The sequence below is a fragment of the Selenomonas sp. oral taxon 136 genome, from assembly GCF_001554015.1.
Taxonomy (GTDB): Bacteria; Bacillota; Negativicutes; order Selenomonadales; family Selenomonadaceae; genus Centipeda; species Centipeda felix.
The window spans coordinates 105,269-127,330 of sequence record NZ_CP014239.1 but is presented as its reverse complement, the minus strand read 5'-3'; the positions used below and the strand labels follow the sequence as shown (position 1 = coordinate 127,330).

The following is a 22,062-nucleotide window of genomic DNA, read 5'->3' as shown; positions in this document are numbered from 1 at the left end:
CGTTTTTGACACCTCTCCCCCAGATGTGGTATAATCTCCCCGTTGGTATGAGAGACCAAGACAATCGCGTCTGCGTTTCAGCAGATGAGGAAAGTCCGAGCTCCATAGGGCAGTGTGCTGGATAACGTCCAGCGAGGGTGACCTCAGGGACAGTGCCATAGAAATTTAAACCGCCGACATTGTCGGTAAGGGTGGAAAGGTGCGGTAAGAGCGCACCAGCGGTCGGGTGACCGGCCGGCTTCGGTAAACCCCACATGGAGCAAGACCAAATAGGGAAGGATTTCCGGCGGCCCGTCGGCCTTCCGGGTAGTGTCGCTTGAGATGCCTGGCAACAGGTGTCCCAGATAAATGATTGTCACCGCCTTTTTGGGGGCGGAACAGAACTCGGCTTATTGGTTTCTCGTAGCCAATGTAATTGTGCACTTGTGGAAGGAAGTGTTTGCTTGCGAAAGAAAATCAAGATTCTTGCGTTATCCGCTATGCTTCTCTGCTCCGCATCAATCGCGAGCGCAGAGTCATTCCAGATCGGTGATCAGGGAACGGATGTTGCCGAGATTCAAGGTCAGCTTTCTAATTATGGTTATGATGTTGCCGCTGATGGTGATTTCGGCCCGGCAACGGCGGAGGCAGTCAAGGAGTTCCAAGCAGCACACGGCCTTGCTGTGGATGGTCTTGTGGGACCGTCAACCTATGAGGCTCTTCTCGGAAAGGCGATGCCGCAGGTTAGCCGCGGCTCGAACTATTTCGTGCGCCGCATTGTTTCGGACTCCATGCAGTACCTCGGTGTGCCGTATTCGTTCGGCGGAACGACACCGGCAGGGTTCGACTGCTCCGGCTTTGTCCGCTACGTCTTTGCCAATGCAGGGATCTATCTCCCGCGTACGGCAGATGCGCAGTATGAGGTCGGCTATCCAGTCTCGTCAGCAGAGATGGTTCCCGGCGATCTCGTCTTTTTCTCCACGTATGACTATGGTCCGTCGCACGTCGGCATCTACCTCGGTGATGGCAACTTCATCAATGCCTCGTCGAGCCGTGGAGTCGCAATTGATAACCTGTACGGCGGCTATTGGGGCGCATGCTATATCGGTGCACGTCGCGTGATGTGATGATGCAGAATCTGAGAGGGGCTCAGCCCCTCTTTTTTGATAGGAGCGGTTCGGATGGCGGATATTTTCTTGCTTCTGCTTATCTTTCTGATGGTCTACTATGTCTTTGGCGATGAGCTGTTTCCACGATAATAATATAGAAGATAGTTGCATTCTTTCCTAAATTTAGGTAAGATGAGGAGCGTGTAGAAGGTGGAAGATCGGTGGTATCTGGCGGCGCTTCTGCGCTGTCCGCAGGTGGGCAGCGTTCGTATGCAGCGGCTGCAAAGCGTATGTCCTGCGGCAAAGGACATATGGTCGATGACTGCCGCGGAACTGCGTGCGACAGGAGTGCTCACGGATGCCGCTGCCGACGCACTTGCGCGGCACATACAGGGGGATCCTAATCTGCCGGAACGCATTGCGGAGGACTGCCGACGCGCTGATGTGTCGATGGTGACGATGGAGAATGAATGTTATCCGCTCGTTCTGCGCGAGATCTTTGACCCACCGCTCGTGCTCTACTATCGCGGCACACTTCTGCCCGATGCACGGCGCATTGGCATCGTCGGTGCGCGTAAATTCTCAGGCTATGGGGAGGCTGCCGCGCTCGAGTTTGCGGAGCATCTCGCGGCGGCGGGAGTCACCGTTGTCAGCGGTGCGGCGCGTGGGATCGACACGCGCGCGCATCGCGGTGCACTGCGCGGCGGACGAACGGTTGCGGTTCTTGGTTGTGGCGTAGATATTGCCTATCCGCCCGAGAACCGCCGTTTGTTGACGGAGATCGTCGCGGCGGACGGAGCAGTCCTTTCCGAGTATGCCCCCGGGACACAGCCACTGCCCATGTTCTTCCCTGCACGCAACCGCATCATCAGCGGACTTGCGGAGGGGGTGCTTGTCGTTGAGGCGGCACGGCGCAGCGGCTCTCTGATCACTGCTGAGATGGCACTCAGCGAGGGTCGTGAAGTCTATGCGATTCCCGGCAGCATCTATTCGCCGCAGAGCGGCGGCTGCCATAACCTCATCCGTGCAGGGGCGCGTCTTGTGGAATCTCCACGTGAAATTCTCGAGGAGATGCACCTCGTGGCACAGCCGCGCCGCTCTGCGCGTGCACAGCTGACGCCGGATGAGGCACACGTCTATCAGGTGCTCTCCTTCGATCATGCGCTGACCATGGATGAAATCATCGACAGTCTGCCCGTGAGCACGACAACGAGCCTCCCGCTCCTTCTCCTGCAAATGCAGCTGAAGGGCGTTATCATAGAGAATGAAATGCACGCCTATCGGCGTGCCGAAAGGAACTGACGGATTGGCGACGCAAGCATCTGCCCGCAAGGCGAAAGCCGGCACAGCGAAGAAAACGAAGACAGCGAAAACGGCAGGGAAAAAACCACAGAAAAAAATTCTGGTGATTGTGGAGTCTCCTGCAAAGGCAAAGACCATCGAGCGGCACCTTGGCAAACAGTATACCGTTCGTGCGTCGATGGGACATCTGCGCGATCTGCCGAAAAGTCAGTTCGGCATTGATGTGGAACATAACTTTGAGCCGAAATACATCAATGTGCGCGGCAAGGGGGACCTGATCCGTGCGCTCAAAAAAGAGGCAAAGGATGCCGATAAAATCTATCTGGCAAGCGATCCTGACCGCGAGGGGGAAGCAATCGCTTGGCATTTGGCACACATTCTCGGCGTTGACCCTGCGACGGACTGCCGCATCGTCTTTCACGAGATTACGAAGCCCGCGATTGAGGAGGCTGTGCATCATCCGCGTCCCATTCACATGGCGCAGGTCGATGCCCAGCAGGCACGACGCATGCTGGACCGCATTGTCGGCTATCAGCTCTCACCGCTCCTCTGGCGCAAGGTGCGCAAGGGGCTTTCTGCCGGACGCGTCCAGTCGGTCACGGTACGCCTGATCTGCGATCGTGAGCGCGAGATCGAGGCCTTTCAGTCCGAGGAGTACTGGACGGTCGAGGCGAAGCTGAAAAAGGATAAGCACGCCTTTATCGCCGAGGTGACCCATGCGCACGGCAAGAAACTCGCCCTGCACAGCGAGGCAGAGACGAAGGCACTGACGGATGATCTGGCACAGCAGAAATTTTCCGTGCAGGAGGTCAAGCGCAGTGAGCGCAGGAAGAAAGCTGCACCGCCCTTTACGACCAGTTCCCTGCAGCAGGATGCGGCGCGCAAGCTTGGATTTACGTCGGGACGCACGATGATGATCGCCCAGCAGCTCTATGAGGGCATCGTTCTGGGGCGTCACGGTGCGACCGGTCTTATCACCTATATGCGTACCGACTCGACGCGCATTTCAAATCTCGCCGTGGATGAGGCCCGCAGTTTTCTCAGTGAGGAGTACGGAAAGGAGTATGTTCCATCTCGTCCCAATGTCTACGCGATGGGGAAGAAGGCGCAGGACGCACATGAGGCAATCCGTCCGACGAGTATCCTGCGTACGCCCGCAGAGGTGGAAAACTACCTGAACCGCGATCAGCTCCGTCTCTATACGCTCATCTGGCAGCGGTTCGCCGCCAGTCAGATGTCTGCCGCCGTTTACGACACCATCGCGGCACAGATTGCAGCAGGGGACTATCGTCTCCGCGCGCATGGATCAAAGCTGAAGTTCAAGGGCTATACCGCTGTCTATGTCGGGGCGGAAACAGCAAAGAAGGAGAAGGACACGCTCCTGCCCGACCTTATGGATGGTGATCCTCTGACGCTGGGGGCGTTGAATCCCGAGCAGCACTTTACCGAGCCGCCGCCGCGCTACAACGACGCGTCGATCGTCAAGACCCTCGAGGAACTGGGGATTGGGCGTCCGAGCACGTACGCGCCCATCATCGAGACCATCCAGAAGCGCGGCTACGTGGAGCGGCGGGAAAAGCAGTTCCGTCCGACGGAGCTGGGCTTTATCGTCACGGATATGCTCGAGGAGCATTTCAAGAACATTGTCGATGTCAAGTTCACGGCGAATCTGGAGGGAGAACTCGACGGTGTCGCCGATGGGACGCTCGACAAGAATGAGCTGCTCGGCAGCTTTTACAAACCGTTTGAACAGACGCTGAAAAAGGCGGAGGATGCCATCGGTACGGTGGAACTCCCCGAGGAGGTCACCGATATCTCCTGCGATAAGTGTGGCCGCATGATGGTCGTCAAACAGGGGCGTTTTGGCAAGTTCCTTGCGTGTCCCGGCTTCCCTGAGTGCCGCAACGCAAAGCCGCTCCTGCGCGACACGGGTGTCGCGTGTCCCAAGTGCGGCGGGCGGATCGTCGAGCGAAAGAGCCGCCGCGGGCGCACATTCTTCGGATGCGACCGCTATCCCGAATGTGACTATACAACGTGGGATGAGCCCCAGAAGGAGACCTGCAGGACCTGCGGTGCCTTTATGCAGAAGCATCGCTACCGTACGGGGCGCGCCATTCTCTACTGCAGCAACGAGGCATGCCCTTCGCGTATTGGCAGCCCCATCGAAAAGGAACTGGCGCGCCAGAAAAAGCGTGCACAGGAAGCCCTTGAAAAGACGAAGGAGACTGATGCTGCGGCAAAGGAGCCGGCAACGAAACGAAAGACAAGTGCGCGTAAGGGGACACGCTCGTGAGCGGCGTACGCATCATCGGGGCCGGGCTTGCTGGTGCCGAGGCAGCATGGCAGGCGGCTGAAGCAGGAATTGCCGTGGAGCTTTTTGAGATGCGTCCGCTGCGCCGTTCGCCGGCACATAAGACGGATGCCTTTGCGGAACTCGTCTGCAGCAACTCCCTGCGGGCGGCGGGGCTGATGAATGCCGTCGGCGTGCTCAAAGAGGAGATGCGCCGCATGAACTCCATCATCATGCAGGCGGCAGATCATACGGCTGTTCCTGCCGGCGGCGCACTGGCGGTGGATCGCGAGGCGTTCAGCGCCTATGTGACGGAGCGCATTGTGCAGCATCCACTGATCCATGTGCATCACGAGGAGATCACGGAGCTGCCCTCCACGGATGACAGCGTCCTCATCGTCGCCTCCGGACCACTGACCGATGGGCAGCTTGCGGAGGCGATACGTCGCCTGCTTGGCGATGATGGGCTGTACTTCTATGATGCAGCGGCACCGCTCGTCAGCTTCTCCAGCATTGATATGAATGTGGCGTACCGCGCCTCGCGCTATGGGAAGGGCGAGCCCGCCTACATCAACTGCCCCATGAATGAAGCGGAATACGATGCCTTCTGGCAGGCACTGACGACGGCGGAGGCGGCAGAGACACATAATTTTGAAAAAGCAATTTTCTTCGAGGGCTGCATGCCGGTCGAGGTCATGGCAGCGCGCGGGCGCGATACACTCCTCTACGGTCCGCTGAAGCCCGTCGGCCTTGAGCATCCCGTGACGGGGGAGCGTCCATACGCTGTGGTGCAGCTGCGGCAGGACAACGCAGCGGGATCGATCTACAACATCGTCGGATTCCAGACCCATCTCAAGTGGCCGGAGCAACGGCGTGTTTTTCAGATGATTCCGGGGCTGGCAGCGGCGGAGTTCCTCCGCTACGGTGTGATGCACCGCAACAGCTTTATCAGTGCACCACGGCATCTGCGTCCGACGTTCCAGTACACTGGAGATGACCGCCTGCTGTTTGCGGGGCAGATGACCGGTGTGGAAGGCTATGTCGAGTCCGCTGCATCGGGGCTTGTCGCAGGGAAAAATGCCGCGCGGCTGGTACAGGGGGAATCACCTGTCGTATTTCCCGTCAGTACCTGCCACGGCGCACTCGCACACTATATCACGACCTGTGATCCAGAACACTTTCAGCCCATGAACATCAACTTCGGGCTGCTCCCACCGCTCGCGGACTTGCCGCGCCGCACGCGTAAACCGGAGAAAAAAAGGATGCTGGCAGAGCGTGCATTGGAGGACTTGGAGCACTTTCTGGAAGGAGAGACACTGTGACATTTCATGCAACAACCATTGTGGCGGTCAAAAAGGATGGCAAGGTTGCCATCGCGGGCGACGGTCAGGTGACCTTCGGCGAGCGTGCGATCATGAAGGCGAACGCGCGCAAGGTGCGGCGTCTCTATCATGGAAAAATCCTCGCGGGATTCGCGGGCTCGGTCGCAGACGCGTTTACTCTTTTTGAAAAGTTCGAGGTCAAGCTGGAGTCGTACAGCGGCAATCTCCAACGCGCTGCCGTGGAGCTGGCGAAGGACTGGCGTACGGACAAGGTACTGCGCAAACTGGAGGCACTTCTCCTCGTTGCGGATCAGGACAGCATCCTCATGATCTCCGGCAACGGCGAGGTCATTGAGCCGGATGGTGACTGCACGGCGATTGGTTCAGGCGGGTTCTTTGCCCTTGCGGCGGCACGCGCTCTCGTGGCGCATTCGGCGCTGGATGCACCCGCAATAGCAAAGGAGTCTCTCTCGATCGCTGCGGATATCTGCGTCTATACGAATCATCACATCACGGTGGAGGTACTGGAATCATGAGTCAGATCGGAGTCAACGAACAGACACCGCGCGAGATCGTCGCCGAGCTCGACAAGTATATTGTCGGTCAGCATGAGGCGAAGCGCTCGGTCGCGATCGCTCTGCGCAACCGTTGGCGGAGCCGTCAGCTCGATGCGGATATGCGCGAGGACATCATTCCGAAAAACATCCTCATGATCGGCTCGACCGGTGTCGGCAAGACGGAGATTGCCCGCCGTCTGGCGCGCCTCGTGCGTGCGCCATTTCTGAAGGTGGAGGCGACCAAGTTCACCGAGGTTGGTTACGTCGGACGCGACGTGGAGTCCATCGTGCGTGATCTCGTCGAGACCTCCGTGCGGATGGTGCGTCAGCAGAAGATTGAGGAAGTGGAGGACAAGGCAAAGGAGAATGCAGAGGAGCGTCTCATTGATGTCTTTGTTCCGCCGCCAAAGAAGTCGACAAATCCGCTCGGCAGCCTGTTCTCCTCGCAGGAGGATGAGCCGGAGGAGAAAAAGGAAGAGCCGCCGAAGTATCAGGCGGGACGTGAGTGGATGCGCAAGCGGCTGCGCTCCGGTGAGCTCGAAAATGATGTCATCGAAGTCGAGGTGGAGGAATCCGCGCGCCCGATGGGCAATATGTTTGCCGGCTCCTCCTTGGAGGGGATGAGCGACAACCTCCAGTCCATGATCGGGAAACTCGTGCCGAAAAACCGTCACAAGCGCAAGGTGACAGTCGCACAGGCACGCAAGATCTTCGCGGCCGAGGAGGCGGACAAACTCGTCGATATGGATGTCGTCGCCGAGGAGGCGGTGCGCGCTGCCGAATACAGCGGCATCGTCTTCCTCGATGAGATTGATAAGGTCGCCGTGAGTAATGGACGCAGTGCGGGTGCCGACATCTCGCGTGAGGGCGTTCAGCGTGACATCCTGCCGATTGTGGAGGGCTCTACGGTCGTTACGAAGTATGGCCCTGTCAAGACCGATCATGTGCTCTTCATCGCGGCGGGGGCATTTCATACGGCGAAGCCGTCGGACCTCATTCCCGAGCTGCAGGGGCGTTTTCCGATTCGCGTCGAGCTGAAGTCGCTCGTCAAGGAGGACTTCGAGCGCATCCTCACCGAGCCGCGCAACGCACTCATCAAGCAGTACAGTGCGCTGCTCGGCGTGGAGGGCGTCTCTCTGCGCTTTGCAGATGATGCCGTCAGCCGCCTTGCGCAGCTGGCGGAGACCGTCAATGAGCAGACGGAGGACATCGGCGCACGACGCCTCTACACGCTGCTCGAAAAACTCTTGGAGGAGCTTTCCTTTGACGCGCCCGATCTCACGGAGAAGGAGGTCGTCATCGACGCGGCGTATGTTGACCGTTGTCTCGCGGACATCGCCGGCGACCACGACGTATCGCGATTTATTCTCTGACAACAGGAAGCAAGGATAAACGCAGCCACGCCATCACGATTGACGGACTTCACTTTATCCGTGCTTCCGATAAGAACGGTTTGGATGAGTCCAGGCCGTTTTTTCTATTGCCTAAGTGTGCATTTTATGAGATAATTCAGAGTGAAAGAATCTGTGCAGGAGGTATGGCTATGGACGAACAGGGGGGGCTCTTTGCACGGGCGGCGTATCAGCCGCTCGCGGAGCGCGTTCGTCCACGCACGCTTGACGACTTTGTCGGGCAGGAGCATCTCCTGGGGCAGGGGAAGATACTGCGCCGCCTCATTGAGAGTGACCGCATCACCTCGATGATTTTCTGGGGACCGCCCGGCGTCGGCAAGACAACGCTGGCGCAGATCATCGCCGCGCGTACGAAGGCGGAGTTCATCACGTTCTCTGCCGTGACGAGCGGGATCAAGGAGATCCGCACGGTGATGCAGGAGGCGGATCGGCGCCGTATGTACGGGGAGCGCATCGTTGTCTTTGTCGATGAGATTCATCGCTTTAACAAGGCACAGCAGGATGCGTTTCTGCCGTTTGTGGAGAAGGGAAGCATTGTCCTCATCGGCGCGACCACGGAAAATCCCTCCTTTGAGATCAACAACGCTCTGCTCTCGCGCTGTCGTGTCTTTGTCCTGCAGGGGTTGACGGAGGCCGACATCGAACGCCTCCTCCGCCATGCGATCGCAACGGATAGAGAGCTGTCGCAGATGCATATCCATCTGTCCGATGATGAGATTACTGCCGTTGCCGCCTTTGCCAACGGTGATGCACGTAGTGCGCTCTCGACGCTCGAGATGCTCGTCCTCAATGCGGATGAGCGGGATGGCGAGTTATACATCACGGAGGAGAATCTCGCACAGTGCATTACGCGAAAATCCCTGCTCTATGACAAGAACGGCGAGGAGCACTATAATCTCATCTCAGCACTTCACAAGTCCATGCGTAACTCAGACCCGGATGCGGCAGTTTATTGGCTCGCGCGGATGCTGGAGGCGGGGGAGGATCCACTCTATGTGGCACGCCGTGTGACGCGTTTTGCTGCGGAGGATGTTGGCCTTGCCGACCCGCGTGCGCTGGAGCTTGCCGTCGCCGCCTATCAGGCATGTCACTACATCGGGTATCCCGAGTGTAACGTCCATCTGACGCAGGCTGTCGTCTATCTTTCGCTCGCACCGAAATCGAACGCCATGGAGACTGCATATCTCGCGGCGGCGGCCGATGCCCGCACGATGCTCGCCGAGCCTGTGCCGCTGGTGATACGGAATGCACCGACGCGGCTGATGAAGGATCTGGATTATGGCAAGGGCTATCAGTATGCACATGATGCAGAGGAGCATATCACCAATATGCAGTGCCTTCCGGACGCGTTGGCGGGACGCGCGTACTATCAACCGACGGATCAGGGGATGGAGAGCCGTTTTCGGGAGCGGCTGGAGTGGATCAAGGCGTGGAAGGCAGAGCATGCCCCCAAGAAGAATAATGGATAAATATGTATGACGAGGAAGGAGCTCCTGCGTTGGATGGGAAGCTGAAACTGTACGGGTTTAACAACCTGACGAAGGCGCTGAGTTTCAATATTTATGATATTTGCTATGCGAAGTCGGCGCGTGAGCAGAGGGACTACATCAAGTACATTGATGAGCAGTACAACTCCGACCGTCTCACGAAGATCCTTTCGCAGGTGACCGATATGATCGGTGCGCGGATCCTGAATATTGCAAAGCAGGACTACGAGCCGCAGGGGGCGAGCGTGACGATGCTCATCGCCGAGGAGGCAGCGGTCATCTCAGGAAGCAAGAAGCCCATCAACGGAACGGCACTGACGGGGGAGACGATCCTCGCTCACCTAGACAAGAGCCACGTCACTGTGCATACCTATCCCGAGTTTCATCCTGATACGAGCATCGCAACCTTTCGCGTGGATATCGACGTCGCGACCTGCGGAGAGATTACACCACTGCAGACGCTGGACTATCTCATCAGTCAGTTCGACTCGGACATCATCACGATGGACTATCGCGTACGCGGCTTTACGCGCGATCTGCAGGGCCGCAAGCTGTTTATGGACAGCAAGATGACCTCCATCCAGGAGTTTATCAAACAGGAGACACTGGATGAGTATGACGCCGTGGACATCAACCTCTATCAGGCAAGCCTTTTCCATACGCGGATGCTGATCAAGGAGCCACAGCTCCAAAACTACCTCTTCAATACGGATGTCGATGAGATCCCGCCCAAGACACGCCTTCTCATCAGTACGAGTCTGCGCCGCGAGATGATCGAGATCTTCAGCGGGAGAAACGTGTACTAGGTATTTGTGTGCTGGGAGATGATCGGATGCCGCTCTATAAAAAATCACTTTTGATTCTCATGACACTGCTCGGTGCAGTCCTGATCGGTGCGACCTACGGCTACTATCGAGAGCAGGATTCCATCGCGCTCGACGCGGCGACGACTGAGCACATCGAGCCCCTGCGCAAGGTTACCGTCTATGTCTCGGGTGAGGTAAAGAAGCCCGGACTGGTCACGCTGGATGAGGACAAACGCGTCGCTGATGCGGTGAATGCTGCCGGCGGTGTGATCGAGACAGCAGATGTCGACCATATCAATATGGCGGCACATCTTGAGGACGGAATGCAGGTTCGCGTGCCCATGCGTCTGCGCGACGCAGGAGAAAAGGGAGCGGCGGCATCTCCCGGCAGGCAGGCGGACGGAAAGATCAATCTCAACACGGCAACCGAGAAGGAGCTGCAGGAGCTGCCCGGCATCGGTCCTGCTATGTCTGCGCGTATCGTGGAGTACCGTGAGAGTAATGGTGCATTTCAGAGCATCGACGATATCAAGAAGGTGCGTGGCATTGGCGCGTCAAAATTTGAAAAACTGAAAGACCGTGTGACGCTATGAAAACGGGACAGTATCCGCTGCGTTTCCTCATGGGGCTGTTGGCGGTGTTTTGTCTCGGCATTGTCTGTGGTGCCTGCAGCGGTATTTCTCTTTCCGTGCATCGTATCTATCTTATCATCGCTATACTGATTCTTTTTTCAGCCTCCGTTATCCTCGTTCTGAAACAGCATGAACGAACATGGATCGCGTTTGTGGGGCTTTTTTTCGTTGCGGGGATGTTTCGCTTTGCGGGGGCGTATGAGCTGCCGGCGCAGGATATATCTCGTGCGGCAGGAGAGGAGACTGTTGTCTCTGGGATCATCACGGAGATGCCGCGTATCACGGAGCGCACGGATGGGGCGCGGCAGATTCGCTATACTGCAGCGGTATACGCTCTGGGGCAAGGCGATGCAGAGCGTGCGGCAAGCGGACAGCTGTTCCTCTACGAACGTCTGGATGCGGACATGCCGCAGGATGTGGGGCGCATTGGAGACAGGATCACGGCAGAGGGGAAGATTCGCCGTCCGCATGGGTATCAAAATCCGGGGCAGATTGACACTGCACTCCTCCTGCGCGTGCAGGGGATCACGGCAGCTCTTTCGGCACGGCGGGGCAGTGTATCTATCGAGTCCTGTGATGATATCTCTCTATGGGAACAGTGGATGCGCCGCGCAGCAGAGATCCGGACACACTATCTTGAGCACATGCGTGCAGTCATGCCGCAGACGGATGCAGCAGCAATTTTTGCGATGCTGTTCGGCGGCTATGAGGGAATCGACCCCGCCCTGCTAGAGGCGTATACGACAACGGGGATCGTCCACATTCTGTCCGTGTCCGGTTCTCATATCAGTCTGATTGCCGCCGTGATTGCGTGGATTGCTGTGACCCTGCGTCTGCCGCGAGGGCTCAGTGCCGCTGCTGTACTTTCTGCGATTTTCTTCTATGTTTTGCTGGCGGGCATGGTTCCGCCTGCTGTACGCTCCGGCATCATGGGCGGGGCCGCCTTTATCGGACTGGTGCTCGGACGCGAGCGCGACGCAAAGTATCTGCTCCTTTTGACAGGGCTGCTCATGCTTATGGTGTCGCCGCTGCTCCTCTTTCACATCAGTTTTCAGCTGTCTTTTTTGGCGACGGCAGGGCTTCTCTTCCTCGCCCCTGTCCTCGCAGGAAAGATGCATCGTCTGCCGCGCCTCGTTTCTATGGCTTTTTCCATTACGATTGCCGCGCAACTCATGGTGCTTCCCGTACTGGCATGGTATTTCAATCAGGTGTCGATCTCCGCGCTCCTCGCCAATCTTATCGTTGTGCCCATCGTTGAACTCATCATCATCATGGGACTCTTTGCCGGTATTGTCACCTATCTCCTGCCGCTCCTCGGCGGCATTCTCTTTGCCGCTGACAGCGTCTTGCTCGGCATATCGTTTGAGCTGACACGCGCCCTAGCAGCTCTTCCCCTGTCCAAGGTATGGCTGCCGTCGATGGGGCTTTTCCCATCGGTCTGCTATTATGTGGTGATCCTGATCCTCTGTGCACCATCCGAGATGCGCAGGAAGATCCTATCGCGTCTCTTGGCATATCGCCATATTGTCGCTGTGTTGTGTCTCGCCCTCCTTGTCGGTGTGTGTGCGTGGCGGATGATCATGCCGCGCGAGATGGCCGTAAACTTCATCGATGTGGGGCAGGGGGACTGTGCCCTCGTTGTGACGCCGCACGGACATGCGATGCTCTTTGATACGGGCGGAACGCGAGACGGTGCGTTTGATGTTGGCGCACGCGTCGATGTTCCCTATCTTCTCCACTACGGTGTGCGCGAGGTGGACTACATCTTTCTCTCGCATGCCCACGAAGACCATGCGGCAGGCGCGGGGGCGATTCTCTCCCGTCTGCCGGTAAAACACGTCTATACGGCGGATGAGGGACGCCATGCCTACGCCATGAGCATGCGCCTCGGTGATGCAAATCCTCTGCTGTCGAAACTTAGCCGGGCGGAGGCGGGGGAGACCTTTGTTCTGGACGGAGTTACCGTGGAGGTGATCTATGCACCGGCACGTGACCCATCGGACAATGCGACGGGCAACGAGGTGTCGAACGTCTACCGTATCCGCTACGGTGATGCGTCCTTCCTATTTACGGGCGATCTCGTTCGGGAACATGAGCTGAAGATGCTCAGTGCGGGCACGGATGCCTCTGCAACCGTTCTAAAAATACCGCATCATGGCTCGCATACATCCAGTTCAGAGGAATTTATCCGTGCCGTTCATCCCATGTATGCCGTCTACTGTGTCGGTGCAGGGAACAGCTTCGGACATCCGCATGCCGACGTGGTGGAGCGCTATGATCGGATGGGCATAAAAACGCTCCGAACGGATGAGGACGGCGCGATTGTCTTTCATACCGACGGGCATCATCTCTCGGTGGAAACCTTTGCCGAGGGGCGACTGATACGTGAAATGAACGAAAAGTAGCATCCTATGGTTTCCCTTTTGTCTCCCACTCATGGGATTTTGCTTTGGATTACCACAGCACTGGAAACGTACTTCCGCAGGACATCCGAGTGAGACTTGACGCATTCACAGAATGGCTGATAGAATAAACTATAATTGAGGACAGAATTCACGTAGAGACAATATCCGCACTGTCACAGGGCATCCTGCCAGCCAAATGAGCGGGATGGATGTGTCAGCTTCTTGGGAGAAGAAAACATGGCAAGCTGGAGCGGAATCCGAAAAAAACTCGAAAAGGACTATCTGGCGCTGAGCCTCAGAGGGCATATTCAGTATTATGCGACATCGTATAGCAGGAGCCCGGATCACGAGGGACGTGCCGCGATACGATACAATGGAAAAGAAATCATCAAGGGCTGTTACTACAATAATTGGCTGAAAGCAACTCGTTTTCCACAAGATGAAACTTACGAAAAACGCATGAAAGAAGAATTTGCGTTTATGGATGACACTGCCTTACGGTTGGGCGTGTTCGATCAACGCTCATTCTATCGCGCCTTTAGGGAATTTGAGCGGCAAAGCATCGAAGCGAGCCTCAAGAGCGAAAACTTGCTCGTACGCATATTCGCTGTGCTGGATCGGCGCGTTGGGAAAAGGAGACTGCTTGCAATGAAAGAATCCATCACGGAAGAACCCGTTGTGTTTCAGGAGTTTTACGCCATCCGTACGGAGGCAGAAGAATTGGAGTAGAGAGAAATAAATTCGTTTTTTAGTGAATGATATCATTCGCGTGGCATGGTTCAAAGCGGACAGGATGAAAAAAATGATGGAAAACAGTAACGTAATCGACATTCCCAGTCTCCAGTGGTACCCGGGGCGAATCTGGAAATAGGGAAGAAAACCCTTATATTTCAAGGGATTTCGTTGTTTCCCGTCTCCCATTCAAGAAAAATGTCTCCCGTTTGTCTCCCTCAAAAATTGGGAGACAAACGGGAGACAAGTGTTTTACAGCACATTCTTCACTTTGCCGGAGATGATCTGCACCGGAACAGCCTGCATCTCTGGGCGGTTCGCAATATAGCGGAGCGTTGTATCATAGTCCGAATGCCCCGCGCGCGCCATGATGTCATTCGGAGCGGCCTGCGACTCACCGAGCATAGTGAGATTCGTGTGCCGCATGCAGTGGAAATCGAAATCATGAACACCGAGCTCGCGGATACGCTTGCACTGATATCCCAAGGTTGTCGGCTTGATGTACTTTCCGTTCGGCTGCGTGCAGATAATATCGATGCGCGGACCCGGAGCAGGATAACCCTTTTCAAGGGAGACAATCTTTCGGATATCACGCCCCTGATAATCCTTCGCCGGGACAATGTAGTTGTAGAAATAATCCTCTCCATAATAGAGTTCATTCTTCGCCTGTTGACGTTTCCAACGTTGGAGGAGGGGGAGAATGACCTGTGCATCAAAAGAAAGCGTCCGACGGCTGCTGTCAGTCTTGAGATCGCAGACATAATGCAGGCCGACCTTTCCGCGCATGGCAAGCCGTTGTATCTGCTGCGTGATGGAAAGCGTCATGCGCTGCATATTGCAGTTATCCCATGAGAGACAGAGTGCCTCGCCGATGCGCGTGCCGAAATAGAGACCAATGACAAGCGGCATGTGGAATGTCGAGCCGAACGGGTGCCGCTGAAAGATCATTGCCAGCTCATTGTCCTCAATGCGGCGACGCGGCTGTCGACGACTGAGCGGGGCAAACTCTTTGCCCGGTACCTTGATAAGGCGTGCAGGATTCTCCCGCAGCAGCTCCATCGGATAGATCGCATAGTCGAGTGCCGTGGAGATATTGCTGAGTATCCGCGCAACAGTCTCATAGGCATAGCCGTCTTTGCGTTTCTGCTGGACGAATCGGTCAATGATGGCGGGGGAGAGGGAGGATAAACGATACTCGCCGAGCGCAGGTTTTATGTGCAGACGAATGTTCTTCTCTCGTAGTTCTAATGTGTTGTTTCGTGCATATAAGCGCGTGCGTTCGTACCAAATATCGAGATAGTCGGCAAAACTGATGCTGGCATCGTTCTTCTTTGCACCACCGCCGATGTAGGCGTTGTATGCTTCGACTCCGGCCATGCGTGCATCCTGCTCTGTGGCATACCCACCGCCTTCGCCGCGACGGCGCTTGCCGTCGACCTTTGCCTTCTCGAAATAGTATGCCCATGATGCTCCGCGTTGCTTTACGCGGACGTGATCGAGTGGGTTATTTGATTTTTTTGACATGATAAAAGCCTCCCATGTTGAAAATTGGAGGCTAATCCCATATAATAGGTGTTGGCGTAGATGTGATTAGCCTCACATTTATTCTTTGCCGTCCGGAGGTGGTGCTCCGGGCGGCTTTTATCTTAATCTATAATTATCTATCATTATCCGAATAAATCTGATATAATAGGGGTAATCAGAGGAGGTGGACACAATGCGAGATTTTCAGAAATTTATTGAAAAGAATCGTCGTGAGATGTATGCAGTGGCGTATGGCAATTGCCAGCACGATGAGGAGGGGCATTGTATCTTCCCGAAGGATGACCCTTGGATGAATGATACGGTGTGGGATGCCGATCAGCACGAAAGCGATCACCAGGGGGTTCGCTACATTGCAGCAGCAAATTAAAGAGCGAGAAGTATGGTCTGCGTGGGTTCGGTACGAAGATCGCCCGGACGAAGGGAAGTACCGCCCTGTCTTGGTTATTGATGTTGATGGCGACAAGGCTGTTGTGATGTCCGTTCCATTCACATCAACAGAACCACGAGATGAATACGACATTGAGGTGTTTGATTGGACAGAGATCCCCTTAGATCATATTTCGACTGCACGGATCAGCAAGACAATCGTCATTCCCGTATCTGATTTTCTGAAGAAACTCGGAAAAGTATCAGATGATGATTGGGATAACATCACCAATCTGCTCATGCAGTACATGGGGCATTACGGAATCAAATAAACACGTTGATACCTTCGACCGCTAGGAGTAACTCTGGGCGGTTTTTTATTTTGCAAACATCTCTATACGTTTCCGTTCATCTTCCTGCAGCTCCTCTGCAAATGCTGCGAATCCCTGCAAATCCTCCGTATTGAGATAGTTGATATACTCCTTGCGTCGATTCACCGGAATCACGATCGGTGTCATGTCGGAGAGGAAACAGCTGTACACCATCAACGCACGTCCAACACGTCCATTGCCGTCCGGGAATGGATGAATATGCTCGAATGCGATATGCTGTCGGCAGATGGTGAATACCTTATCTGAATCGGACACAGCAGCATCCATCTGCGCAGCGAGGTTGTCGATCCAGTCCGTCAGTGCCGACGGAACGAGGTAAGGCGGTGTCGGCGTGAAGTTCGCCCCTATAATCATATTCGGCCGCTGCTTGAATTGCCCCGGCACACTCTCAATCGCATCCCTGCACAGGATCGCGTGCACCTCACGGATCAGCGACAGGGAGAACGGTGTGCCGGAGGTTGTTTGTTCCACCAGAAACGTCATGAACGCCTTGTAGTTCAGCACCTCGTTCAGCTCGCGCATGTCCATCGCGCGCGGGACATAGCCGTCAACGAGGACGCTCTTCGTCTCGCCCTGCGTCAGCGTATTCCCCTCAATCGCCGTCGAGTGATGTGCCATTCGCACCATGAGATCGCTGAGATATTCAGGGGAGTATGTCATCGTGATCCTCCTTTCTACATTGGATCTATATCCATATTATTTGAATTTCTTAAAAAGGTTCACCCATACTGAAACGATCGCATCAGTCTTATTTGTATCAATAATCTTTCGCTTAGCCCCTTTAGCTAAAGGAACCTTATAGCCTTTAGGTAATTGAATGTTATATTTCTGAGCAAAACTTTCTAGTTGTGGAATAAGCGGCATATTTTGATCTGGGATAAATTCATCTTCTATATCCCTGAACAATCGAGTAATGCCTTGTTCTAGACACCTGAATGGAATAATATCCTCTATTTCAGAATCGTTTAGATCAAATACATCTTTTATCTCGATGATCTTCTTTTCTGATCCCGCATATAACTCTTTAAGGAGCGCTTTTTTGTAATCTTGTCCAGATTTATCTGAATCAACAACAATGTATGGCAAGTCATCATTTCCGGGAGACATTAAGCTTGCCACTGGACGAATTGACTTTACTCCGCCGACAGGGATAAAAACAATCTCTTTTTGAGGGGCGAGCTTTTTATTTCTAATAAGGAATAACTTTATCGCATTTAGATAATATTGATCAGATACACCTTCAACAATGATAGGCATACATCCTTGGAGCAATATATCTGAGACACTCAGCCCTAATGCGGCATGAACTGCATATATTGATGTCGAATGTTTGGGATCTTGTGTTGCCCTTAGATCATCTGATAATACGGTGTGCCCGCTATCATCGACATAGGCTAACTTTACATTATCAATATTGTCTGTATCAACTAAGAAGGGAGAGTGAGTGGTATGTATAATTTGATTGTTTTCTGCCAAACTTTGAAAAAAATGAACTAGATCCTTTTGAGCCAACGGATGCAGGGAGAGCCCTGCTTCATCTAAAAGAAGAATAGCATTTGAGAGAGTTTCTGCTGTCTCCACCAAAAACGTTAGGTAAAAACTTAGAAACCACTGCAATCCTGTGCTTCGAGACTCTAAATCAACTTTGGCAGGGCGCTTCTCATCTGATACCCAGATTTTGAAAGAATATCCGTCTGCACGAAGTGAAAAATCATAGGTTCCTTGTTTCCACCAGTCACGAAATTTTGCAGTTAATTTTGCGGAGGCAGAGTCTAATAAAACAGTTCGCTCATTTTTCTTTGCCGAGAAGTCTTTTAACTGTTCATCGCTAGGGTTGGATACTGGGTTTCCATAACCATCAAGCATAATGTCTTTTCCAAGCTCAAGGATTTCCTGAGGTTTCAAATTGATAAAAGAAAACAGAATGCGCAGTGTCCTAACTTTGGCGGCAGTGGTTCCAGTCAGATCGGTTCTATTCATATCGTTTATTACAGTTGGTAAATAGATTTCAGAGTCCAGATTACCATAGTTCGAATAATAAACGAAGTGGGGAATGGCGGGCTTGAGTGTTTTTGAAAATAATTCCCCAGCATAAATTATATCTTTTTTAGTTAAAATGTTTTTTTCCGTTTCGCAAATATCAAGCAGCGTATCAAAAGAATCTCCATAATTTACTTCTGAAAATGCAGAGAGTTCGTTATACAGATTTATCGCAGCTTCTTTTGTTAGTGTTTCTGTTTTGGCGATGTTTGAAGACAGTTTCTTTACACAGGAAATCAATGCTTCTCGTTGCTCGGCAGGTAATTCCTCTGGAATATTATCTTTACTGAAACTATCCAAAAATTGATGTAGCGCTGCCTGTATCTTTTTTGAAGGACGTTTTTCTTGGATATTTAAGTTGGGGAAATTAAAGAAGTAACGACCGGAATAGTTTCTACAAAAATGTAATGTGTAAAACTCTTTTTCTTCGAAAGGGCCATATTCAACCAGTCTTTCTAAAAGATCTTCATCTTTTGATAGATCCCAATAGGTTTCTATAAAATAAAGCCTTTGGCACGAGTCTTTGAGCTCAGCATATCTTTCTCGCGGAAGATCAGCAAGCAAATTTATCTTTCCATCATCAGTAGCCGGGTTTAACTTCCAAAGAGCTAATAGGATGTTTGACTTGCCAGATTCATTCACACCAATAATATTTGTGATGTCGTTCACATCAACCCATGTGCTATCATCTATGGAACGAAAGTTTTTTACTCTAAAACTGGTTAATTTCATAATAGATATTCCCTTTCACATAGATTTTTGATATAATGAAATCGTTAAGCAATCGTGCTGGGGCATGCAGCACTTTTATGAACCTATGCAGCGCAGCGTGGGAGAAAAAAGTGTGCTAGACGGTTGCTTTTCCTGTTTTATCCCAATATAGCTGTCCTTTTAGGACAGCTTTTTGTATTTTAGAGAGGTCACACCTCTATCCAAAAATATCAAAATCAGGCGGATCCTCCGGCGGTTCCGGCAGCTCTATTGGCGGACTCTCACTCTGCCAATCTGAAAGAAGCTGAGCGTGGTAGAACGCAGATACCCCGCCGCAATGTGTGCAATAGCGTGCATTGGAGGGCAGGGGAGCACCGCAAGCCTGATCAACCGCAAGGACACGATCTCCATGAGGCGAGACAAAGTATCTTCCGGCACAGTAGTTGTACACAGGCGCGCTGCAGATCTTGCAGTAGCGATCCTCTGGATTCAGATCCTCATTGTCGCAGCGGATACAGCGGATAACTTGATTCTGCTCGTTCACGGGGTACTCTCTATATTGCACAACCAGCTCTCCTCTCAAGCCATCGGCCGCCAACACCATCAGTGGAAGCCGCTCATTGAACCATTGTAGACGGTCGTTGCCGCACATCGGGCAGAACTTTGCATCCGTACTGACAAACATGTGCCTACATCGACCGCAGTACTTGGCGTATAGAAAATCAAAAAACTGTTCATGATAAAATCGAAAGTCATTGGAAAAGTAAGGATTATTGCGTCGCTCCTGCATCTTCTGAACGAGCTTCGAACAGACCGTAGCCGCTTCATATGTGATATTGCAAACGCTCTGAATATCATCGATACGAGTGCAGCCAGTGAACACGAACGGGATCGGCGGGCGGATCAGCTCGCCGGCGAACGTGTCAGCTTCTCTCTCCTGCGGGTCATTCTTTCGATTCGTCATATAGCGTGGACGCATACTCACATTCTTCAAGTGACCTAAAGCAATGTGCCCAAGTTCGTGTGCAATCGTGAAATTGATCCGTGCTTTCGGTGTACGGGCGTCATCATAGAAAATAATATAGCTGTCACCGCCGCCCTTGTAGCAAAATCCGTCCACATCCACACGGTTGATTTTTTCTATGATTTCGGTAAATCCGTAGCTGCGTGCCTCGGTATATGAAACAATCCGGATATAAAGATTATTGCAAACAAGGAACGGATTGATTGGCAAAGAGTGAAGATCGGCGGCAAACATCACTTCGCGCGCCCAATAGAAAATCTCAGAGAAACGCAAACACAATCATCCCTTTGGAGTATTCTTCCTTAAAAAAAACTCCGCCATATCCGCCAGCGTCTTCAAGTCCTCGGGCGGAAGTTCCTTCTCTGCGCGTAACAGGATGGACGGCGGGCTTGGGTCTTGCTCATCTCGCCCAAGTAAAGTATCCATATTTACATTGAAGAAATCAGCGAATAGCTCTAATGTTTCAAAGTTCGGCTCACGGCGTCCAGATTCATACATACCGAGGGTACTTCTATTGATACCCGTAGCATTCGCTAATTCTTCTTGCGTAAGGCCTCTGTTTTGGCGCAAGCTTCGCAATACAAGGTGGAAAGGCATGAACACACCTCCTTTTTCTTTGAGTCTATCACAATTCGCGTCAATCTTCAACACGTTTTGTGAAAAAATGTCGCGAAACGTGTTGACACAAAACGCGACAAGTGATAATGTATATGATAAGAATGGAGGGGGGTGATATGGTGTTTAATAGACCACGTATAGCAGAAAGGCTTCGGGACTTACGAGGGCGACGTACAATTAAGGAAGTGTCGAATGCTTGTGGTATCAGCCCTTCGACGCTAAGCATGTACGAGAACGGTGAGCGAGTGCCTCGAGATGAAGTTAAAATCCGTCTCGCAAAGTTTTATTCTGTTTCCGTTGAATCTATTTTTTTTGACTAGATATGTCGCGAAACGTGACAAATAAAAAGGAGGAGCCCTATGAACAACAACCAGAAACACCCGCGCTGCCATGCCCGCACCGTCGCTGAGATCGTACAGGACATCCGGATCACCGCAGCCGCACTCCGTGAAATCTTTGGCATCGAGCGTCATGTCGCAATCAACAAGGCGGTCTGCCTCGCAGAGGAGGCCTACGGACTTGAGATGTCTGCGATCAAGCCGCTTGTCTATGGACCCGTGAAAGGAGTAAATGCATGAACAAACTTCAAATTTTCGAGAGCACCGACTTCGGCACTGTCCGAACGGTACTCATCGACAAAGAACCGTACTTCGTCGGCAAGGATGTTGCAGAGATTCTTGGATATACGAACCCGCAAAAAGCGATTCGTGACCATGTGGACGACGAGGACAGGACGGTGAACGAATCGTTCACCGTCAACGGGACAAAGGGGCTTCTTATCAACGAGTCAGGGCTTTACGCGCTGATTGTCGCCTCAAAGCTCCCTGCTGCGAAGAAATTCAAACGCTGGGTCACGTCCGAAGTCCTCCCCGCGATTCGCAAGACCGGCAGCTACACCGTCCCGAAACTTGAGAAGAACCCGAAGTACCGCACCCGCATGATCGGAACGGCAGTGCGGGATGTCCGCAGCACGGCGGCAGAACTGCAGAAACTCTTCGGCGTCAAGGATGGCATCGCTCTCGCGAAGGCGACGAGCATGATTGAGCGGGCATACGGTGTAGAGATGCCCGAGGTCAAGGAACTCATTCCTCCGGCAGAGCACGACACAGGCTTTCTCAATCCTACCGCAATCGGCGCGAAGCTCGGCATCAGCGCAAAGGATACCAACCTGCTCCTCAAGAATGCGGGTCTCCAGATGAAGATCGGCAAGGAGTGGCGCATCACGAACAAGGGCAAGTGCTACGGTGAGGAGATGCCGTATGAGCGAAACGGTCACAGCGGCTATCAGATTCGCTGGAACGAGTCAGTTGTTGATGCCCTGCGCTGAGAGGAG

21 protein-coding genes and 1 other RNA gene are annotated in these 22,062 nt (G+C 53.3%); 17 read left to right on the top strand and 5 right to left on the bottom strand.

Annotated elements, in window-relative coordinates; genetic code table 11:
* Positions 1 to 48: 48 nt before the first annotated feature.
* The 12 genes from rnpB to AXE86_RS00565 all read left to right on the top strand — a co-directional run bounded on the left by rnpB (position 49) and on the right by AXE86_RS00565 (position 14,030).
* Positions 49 to 407, top strand: an RNA gene (rnpB, locus tag AXE86_RS00620) — RNase P RNA component class A.
* Positions 408 to 443: 36 nt separating this feature from the next.
* The gene (locus tag AXE86_RS00615; protein WP_009442565.1) at positions 444 to 1,106 is read left to right on the top strand and encodes a C40 family peptidase; all 663 of its coding nucleotides are present in this window, start codon (positions 444 to 446) and stop codon (positions 1,104 to 1,106) included.
* A gap of 192 nt (positions 1,107 to 1,298) precedes the next feature.
* Complete coding sequence (gene dprA / locus AXE86_RS00610) at positions 1,299 to 2,390, top strand: DNA-processing protein DprA (protein WP_061943544.1); 1,092 nt, start codon at positions 1,299 to 1,301, stop codon at positions 2,388 to 2,390.
* The gene (topA, locus tag AXE86_RS00605) at positions 2,353 to 4,683 is read left to right on the top strand and encodes a type I DNA topoisomerase (protein WP_198145277.1); all 2,331 of its coding nucleotides are present in this window, start codon (positions 2,353 to 2,355) and stop codon (positions 4,681 to 4,683) included. Before dprA ends, topA begins: the two co-directional genes overlap by 38 nt.
* The gene (trmFO, locus tag AXE86_RS00600) at positions 4,680 to 6,002 is read left to right on the top strand and encodes a methylenetetrahydrofolate--tRNA-(uracil(54)-C(5))-methyltransferase (FADH(2)-oxidizing) TrmFO (protein ID WP_009442562.1); all 1,323 of its coding nucleotides are present in this window, start codon (positions 4,680 to 4,682) and stop codon (positions 6,000 to 6,002) included. Before topA ends, trmFO begins: the two co-directional genes overlap by 4 nt.
* Complete coding sequence (gene hslV, locus AXE86_RS00595; RefSeq protein ID WP_061943534.1) at positions 5,999 to 6,538, top strand: ATP-dependent protease subunit HslV; 540 nt, start codon at positions 5,999 to 6,001, stop codon at positions 6,536 to 6,538. Before trmFO ends, hslV begins: the two co-directional genes overlap by 4 nt.
* The gene (hslU, locus tag AXE86_RS00590) at positions 6,535 to 7,932 is read left to right on the top strand and encodes an ATP-dependent protease ATPase subunit HslU (protein ID WP_009442560.1); all 1,398 of its coding nucleotides are present in this window, start codon (positions 6,535 to 6,537) and stop codon (positions 7,930 to 7,932) included. Before hslV ends, hslU begins: the two co-directional genes overlap by 4 nt.
* A 170-nt stretch (positions 7,933 to 8,102) precedes the next feature.
* Positions 8,103 to 9,440: a replication-associated recombination protein A gene (locus AXE86_RS00585; RefSeq protein ID WP_061943532.1), complete on the top strand. Its 1,338-nt coding sequence runs from the start codon at positions 8,103 to 8,105 to the stop codon at positions 9,438 to 9,440.
* Between the two features lie 29 nt (positions 9,441 to 9,469).
* A complete protein-coding gene (speD, locus tag AXE86_RS00580) occupies positions 9,470 to 10,264 on the top strand; it encodes an adenosylmethionine decarboxylase (protein ID WP_061943530.1) in 795 nt (264 codons plus the stop codon).
* A 26-nt stretch (positions 10,265 to 10,290) separates the two neighbouring features.
* Complete coding sequence (locus AXE86_RS00575; RefSeq protein WP_061943528.1) at positions 10,291 to 10,857, top strand: helix-hairpin-helix domain-containing protein; 567 nt, start codon at positions 10,291 to 10,293, stop codon at positions 10,855 to 10,857.
* Positions 10,854 to 13,301, top strand: coding sequence for a DNA internalization-related competence protein ComEC/Rec2 (locus AXE86_RS00570; protein WP_061943526.1), 2,448 nt, complete (start codon positions 10,854 to 10,856; stop codon positions 13,299 to 13,301). The genes AXE86_RS00575 and AXE86_RS00570 overlap by 4 nt, the downstream gene beginning before the upstream one ends.
* A 237-nt stretch (positions 13,302 to 13,538) precedes the next feature.
* Positions 13,539 to 14,030: an SF0329 family protein gene (locus AXE86_RS00565; protein ID WP_061943524.1), complete on the top strand. Its 492-nt coding sequence runs from the start codon at positions 13,539 to 13,541 to the stop codon at positions 14,028 to 14,030.
* 255 nt (positions 14,031 to 14,285) lie between these two features.
* Here AXE86_RS00565 and AXE86_RS00560 read toward each other — a convergent pair whose 3' ends face one another.
* Positions 14,286 to 15,557 (bottom strand): tyrosine-type recombinase/integrase, encoded by a 1,272-nt coding sequence (locus AXE86_RS00560; RefSeq protein ID WP_061943522.1) that lies wholly within the window; start codon positions 15,555 to 15,557, stop codon positions 14,286 to 14,288.
* 193 nt (positions 15,558 to 15,750) lie between these two features.
* On the opposite strand from AXE86_RS00560, the gene AXE86_RS00555 reads away from it, so the two are divergent.
* Both AXE86_RS00555 and AXE86_RS00550 read left to right on the top strand, forming a co-directional pair.
* Positions 15,751 to 15,945 carry a hypothetical protein gene (locus tag AXE86_RS00555; RefSeq protein ID WP_061943519.1) on the top strand — a complete coding sequence of 65 codons (195 nt, stop codon included), beginning with the start codon at positions 15,751 to 15,753 and terminating at the stop codon, positions 15,943 to 15,945.
* A complete protein-coding gene (locus tag AXE86_RS00550) occupies positions 15,929 to 16,276 on the top strand; it encodes a type II toxin-antitoxin system PemK/MazF family toxin (protein WP_232294890.1) in 348 nt (115 codons plus the stop codon). Before AXE86_RS00555 ends, AXE86_RS00550 begins: the two co-directional genes overlap by 17 nt.
* Before the next feature lie 45 nt (positions 16,277 to 16,321).
* Here the strand turns inward: AXE86_RS00550 and AXE86_RS00545 are convergent, their stop codons facing one another.
* The 4 genes from AXE86_RS00545 to AXE86_RS00530 form a co-directional block, all read right to left on the bottom strand.
* Positions 16,322 to 16,996, bottom strand: coding sequence for a Fic family protein (locus AXE86_RS00545; protein ID WP_061943516.1), 675 nt, complete (start codon positions 16,994 to 16,996; stop codon positions 16,322 to 16,324).
* 36 nt (positions 16,997 to 17,032) lie between these two features.
* Positions 17,033 to 19,108, bottom strand: coding sequence for an AAA family ATPase (locus AXE86_RS00540; protein ID WP_061943513.1), 2,076 nt, complete (start codon positions 19,106 to 19,108; stop codon positions 17,033 to 17,035).
* Positions 19,109 to 19,304: 196 nt separating this feature from the next.
* A complete protein-coding gene (locus tag AXE86_RS00535; protein ID WP_061943510.1) occupies positions 19,305 to 20,384 on the bottom strand; it encodes an ImmA/IrrE family metallo-endopeptidase in 1,080 nt (359 codons plus the stop codon).
* A gap of 6 nt (positions 20,385 to 20,390) precedes the next feature.
* Positions 20,391 to 20,762 (bottom strand): helix-turn-helix domain-containing protein, encoded by a 372-nt coding sequence (locus tag AXE86_RS00530; protein ID WP_198145276.1) that lies wholly within the window; start codon positions 20,760 to 20,762, stop codon positions 20,391 to 20,393.
* 53 nt (positions 20,763 to 20,815) lie between these two features.
* Here AXE86_RS00530 and AXE86_RS11785 point away from each other — a divergent pair, with 53 nt between their 5' ends.
* Genes AXE86_RS11785 through AXE86_RS00520 form a run of 3 tightly spaced genes read left to right on the top strand, consistent with a single transcriptional unit; the run spans position 20,816 to position 22,056 of the window.
* A complete protein-coding gene (locus AXE86_RS11785; protein WP_335338515.1) occupies positions 20,816 to 21,049 on the top strand; it encodes a helix-turn-helix domain-containing protein in 234 nt (77 codons plus the stop codon).
* A 39-nt stretch (positions 21,050 to 21,088) separates the two neighbouring features.
* Entirely contained in the window at positions 21,089 to 21,307 is a 219-nt protein-coding gene (locus tag AXE86_RS00525) for a hypothetical protein (protein ID WP_061943507.1), read from the top strand.
* Positions 21,304 to 22,056, top strand: coding sequence for a BRO-N domain-containing protein (locus tag AXE86_RS00520; protein WP_071884665.1), 753 nt, complete (start codon positions 21,304 to 21,306; stop codon positions 22,054 to 22,056). The genes AXE86_RS00525 and AXE86_RS00520 overlap by 4 nt, the downstream gene beginning before the upstream one ends.
* The last annotated feature ends 6 nt before the right edge of the window (positions 22,057 to 22,062 follow it).